Consider the following 798-nt stretch of genomic DNA (forward strand, 5'->3'; position numbering starts at 1 on the left):
TCCCCACCCTTCCCGCCGCGAGGTCCTGGTGGCGGGCATCGGCGCCGCGCTCGCGCCGCCCCTCTCCGCCCTTGCACAGAGTCCCCGCATGCTCACCCGCCCCATCCCCAGCTCCGGCGAAGCCCTGCCCGTCATCGGCATGGGCACCTGGCAGACCTTCGACGTCGGCGGCGCCGCGAACGAACGCGCGCCCCTGGCCCAGGTCCTCCAGAAGTTCCTCGCGTCGGGCGCGCGACTCATCGACTCATCCCCCATGTACGGCCGCTCCGAGGCCGTCGTGGGTGAGCTGCTGAAGCAGTCCGGCCAGGAGAAGACCCCGTTCCTCGCCACCAAGGTCTGGACGCGCGGCAAGGCGGAAGGGGCGGCGCAGATACAGGCGTCCCTCCAGAAGATGGGCCACGGCCGCATGGACCTGATGCAGGTGCACAACCTGCTGGACGTGGACGTGCACCTGCCCGTGCTGCGGGAGATGAAGGCCGCGAAGAAGCTCCGCTACGTGGGCGTCACCCACTACCTGCGCAGCGCCTTCGACGACCTGGAGAAGCACATCCAGAGCAGCAAGCTGGACTTCGTGCAGCTGCCCTACTCGCTCGCGATGCGCGACGCCGAAGCGCGCCTCTTGCCCGCGGCGAAGGAGCACGGCGTGGCCGTGCTCGTCATGGAGCCCTTCGACAAGGGCAGCCTCTTCCGCAAGATGAAGGGCCGCCCCCTGCCGGACTGGGCCTCGGAGTTCGACTGCACCAGCTGGGCCCAGTTCTTCCTCAAGTTCCTCCTGGGCCACCCCGCCGTGAACTGCCC

1 protein-coding gene is annotated in these 798 nt (G+C 69.4%); it reads left to right on the plus strand.

Going from position 1 to position 798, the window contains the following annotated elements; all coding sequences use genetic code 11:
- Positions 1–88 precede the first annotated feature (88 nt).
- A partial coding sequence (locus D7W82_RS39790) for an aldo/keto reductase (RefSeq protein ID WP_147439788.1) occupies positions 89–798 on the plus strand: 710 nt, incomplete at its 3' end.

This window comes from Corallococcus sp. CA049B, from assembly GCF_003611685.1.
Lineage (GTDB): Bacteria > Myxococcota > Myxococcia > Myxococcales > Myxococcaceae > Corallococcus > Corallococcus coralloides.